Here is a 3,746-nt window from a genome sequence, read left to right as displayed (position 1 = left end):
GACCCTCACCGGTCCAGAAATCCAGGCCGATGATGTCGTAGATATAGATGGTCGCTTCGTCGCCAGAGGCCGAATTCTCGACACGGAAGTCACGCGGGCGCTCGGCGTTGGCGCGCATCAGCGCGACCAGCCGCGGTTTCATGGTCATGGTATTGCTCCAGTGCCGGAATCGGATGAATCGGGAGAGGCAGGCTTGGGCCTGAACAAGGTATCGCCGCCCTCGATAGGCGGCATGTTTTCCATTTCGCGCACTTCGTTGGGCGTCAACCAACCCGGCGCCTGCGTGCCGCCCAGCGCGCCCTGGTAGAACTCGGTGCGTGCCGCTGTATCGCCGCGCATGGCCGCATTCGTGTCGAACTGCATGAAGGTCTTGTAGCGAACCGGGAACAGCTTTCGGTTGAGCTCCTGCTCGAAACGGGTGAAGTGCGGCTGCATCGTGTACTGCGTAAAGCCACGCGCCAGCGATTCGACGCCCGTCCCCCAGGAACTGGTCTTCTCTGTCTCGCCGATCATGAAAGGCGGCACGCCGTGGGCGCGGGCAATATCAATGACCTGCCATTTGCGCGATTCCAGCAACTGGGAGTCGACCGCGCTGAGCGACATCTCCTTGATGCTGAGGCCTTCGGTCAGGATCAAAGGACGCCCGGACATGCCGGCGCCCATATAGTGATCGACCCAGGCGTCGCGGAATTCCTTCTGCTGTGTCGGCGTCATCTTGCCCGGCGCAGTGATCGCATACTGCACATGCGCGCCGTTGCCGAAGAACTGGCCGGCGAACTCATCGGCAGCGATCGAGATGCCGATGGCTTGGCGAGCCGCCCAGGAGATCACCGAATAGCTATATAGGCCATTGAAGCCGAAGCCAGGGAAATGCAGCACGTCGTCCTGATCGGCAGTGAAGTAGCGCTGCGTGCCCATGTCGTCGTATTCGTTGATTCGATACGTCAACCGGTCACCATTACGGAATATTTCCACGTTCTCGCGCGCCACCGGAATCACTCCGAGGATGTCGGGGCTGTAGCGATTCTTGCGGACGATGTAGGCGATGCCGTCACCCCTCAGAAGCATCTGCGCCGTGATGTATTCCCAGAACGAAGCGGCACTGAACCGCGGGGTCGGCTGTTCGTTGAACAACCAGTAGAACGGATGGTCAACGCGCTTCGCTGCATTGCCGACACGCTCATAAACCGGTACCGGCGTGGAGGCCATGGCGCCAGCGATCAGGCGGACGCATGCGAACACCGACGAGGTGCGCATGGCGGTCGCCTCCGTAACGCGCGCTCCGGAGGCCGTCGGAAGCATCTGAAAGATGCGGTTCATTCCCTCCGTATCCGACGATGGAACGTCGTGAATCTGGTCGAAATTGATGACTTTAGTCAGGCTTCCCGCCCGTTGGGCGCGCCATTGGGAGGGGGATAGCATGGTCATCAGATCCTGACGAAACCTTGTGAAATGTCGTTGGATGAAGCCGGACCAGCCAGCGCGGCGCCGAGCGCCATTGCCAGTGCGATCACGGCGTCAATCTTGTTGGTGGAGCGCACCTTCGATAGCCAGTGGTTGCCCCATTTGTCTTCCTCGACCACCGCCGACATCATTGCGGAGACCAGTACGGGGTTCCGCTTGATCCGTATCCGCCCTTCGAGCAGCGCTTCTTCTAGCGCCCGCACCGAGCCAGGCATCCACAAGCCTTCCGCACCCTCCTCCAACGGCTTGCCCTTTTTCAGGCCACCCTGGGGGTGCTCGGCGAAGGTGATGGACAGCCCCAAGTCGTCGATCTCCGACTCGAAGGCTTTGAACGCATAGCGGTCATAGGCCAACAGCTGGATGTCGAACTTGTTGTCGTACTCCGCCACTGTCTGTGCGACATGGCGATAGTTGATGACCTCACCCCGGGGCGCATGAAGAAAGCCACCGTTGATCCATACGTCATAAGGCAGCTTGTCGCGCAGCATGCGGGCTTTGTATGTATCGCCAGGCGTCCAGGCCTCGATCCATGCGTCGTACGTCGGCTTGAGCACGGTGACCAGCTCGCCGTCTTCCTTCTCGATCACCACCTCGATCGATCCCGTTTCGACCACCGCTCCCAGCGCGGTGATATCCCGCGTCTGGGAAAGATCGAGGCCCAGATAGATGCGCGACTGGCGGTGTTCGTCGACGTCGAAATCAGCCAGGCGAGGCTCAAGGGTCGCTCGTGCCATCCAAGCCGTCTCCGCATCGGTCCACACACAAAAATGCAGCCGGAGGATCCCGTTTAGGGTTCCCGGTATCTGCTTGGCCTGCTTGACGACATCCGCCAGGTACTGCTCGGTGATCGTCACGCCCAGGAGCGGGTTCGCCTTGATCCAACAGCTCGGGTCTTCCAGCGGGTTGTCGCCCTCATCGAGGGCGCAGACATAGCTGAATGTGTTGTCGTCGATCGGATCGCCAACGAATGTCGGATCGTTGATCGCTTCCGTGTGGCCGGCGGACACCTTCACCGCATGCTCGTGTTCCTCCCAGGCCACCGAATTCCGGTCACTGCCCGAGTTAGTGATCATGAACAGCAGTGGCTCGATGCGGAACTTGAAGCCGCGCTCAAGCATTTCGATGATCTTGCGGTCGGGCAGCTCATGCACTTCGTCGACCAGGACGAAGTATGGGCGCGGGCCCGAACCGGTCTTGCCGGTATCACGCGACACCGGCCGGAAGAAACTGCCCGACTTTTCGTGCGTGATGTTGTATTCGCGTCCCGGTCCGCCAGCGAACTTGAGTCGCTTGGACAGCTTTGGCGACTTCTTAACCATCTTCACCGCATCGGCGAACAGGATGCCGGCCTGTTCTTTCTTTGCCGCGGCAGCGTAAATCTGCGCGCCAGCCTCGCCATCGGCCGTCATGCCATAGAGACCAATCCCACCAGCCAGCGGTGACTTGCCGTTGCCCTTGCCCTGTTCAATGTAGGCACGCCTGAATCGACGTGTGCCGTCGGCGCGCTTCCATCCAAAAAGCGAACCGATGATGAAGGCCTGCGACGGGTGAAGCATGAAAGGCAAATCTTCGAACTGGCCCTCCGACAGGCGGAACACGCCTTCGAAAAAGTCGATCGCGTGCGCCGCATCCTCGACGCTGTAGTAAAGCCCCCGCTTGCCGGCTTGCTCCAGGTCCAGCAGGTGCCTGCGACAGGTATTGCGAACGTGCGGCCCGGCAACAATGCGCCCGGCAACAACGTCCTGGGCATAGGCTTCAGTTCGGTCGCGGACGCTTACGCGAGAAGATCGATTCGTCCTCGCCTTCGTCATTGTCGCCGCCATGCGCCACCTTTGTTTCATCCACCGGCGTCGCGCCGAGCTTTGAAAGGATCGAGCTGAGCGCCTGCGTAGCTGAGACGCCAAACTGCTTGGTCCCCATTTTGGCGATCCAGATGCATGCCATCCGAACGAGCGGACGATGCGCTGCATGGAGCCACGGCATTTCTTCCCGAAGCTCTTTCCAGGCCGTCTTCTCGGCGGCCGTCATCTTTGTGTATGGATCACCGAGCGGCCGCGCATTCTTCGGTGCTTTGCGATCCTTGAAGCGACCAGGATTCTTGACATCGGCGCCCGACGCTTTGGCCTTCGACGCCGGCAACCTCGCCCTTGCCATGACCTGACCTCATGCAATGCCAAACGGCTCGTTCAAAAGTCGTCCGGCGAATTGTGGAAATGCGTAAATTAGAGGGCGGTCGGTCTAGCTAGCGGATCGCCTAGACTTTTGACTACCCCCTGGGTATG

General features: G+C 60.1%; 2 protein-coding genes. Both read right to left on the bottom strand.

The window, feature by feature from the left end:
- Positions 1-144: 144 nt before the first annotated feature.
- A complete protein-coding gene (locus tag ACZ6WW_RS23455) occupies positions 145-1,320 on the bottom strand; it encodes a phage portal protein (protein WP_465276326.1) in 1,176 nt (391 codons plus the stop codon).
- 107 nt (positions 1,321-1,427) lie between these two features.
- Positions 1,428-3,434 (bottom strand): terminase large subunit, encoded by a 2,007-nt coding sequence (locus tag ACZ6WW_RS23450; RefSeq protein ID WP_465276325.1) that lies wholly within the window; start codon positions 3,432-3,434, stop codon positions 1,428-1,430.
- Positions 3,435-3,746: the final 312 nt, after the last annotated feature.

The organism is Dyella sp. NPDC103356 (assembly GCF_055584465.1).
This window is presented reverse-complemented; position numbering and strand designations above follow the sequence as displayed.

Excerpts from the sequence above, each read along its gene's own strand:
- ACZ6WW_RS23455 (WP_465276326.1), bottom strand. The coding sequence starts at position 1,320 with ATGAACCGCATCTTTCAGATGCTTCCGACGGCCTCCGGAGCGCGCGTT.
- ACZ6WW_RS23450 (WP_465276325.1), bottom strand. The coding sequence starts at position 3,434 with ATGCAGCGCATCGTCCGCTCGTTCGGATGGCATGCATCTGGATCGCCA.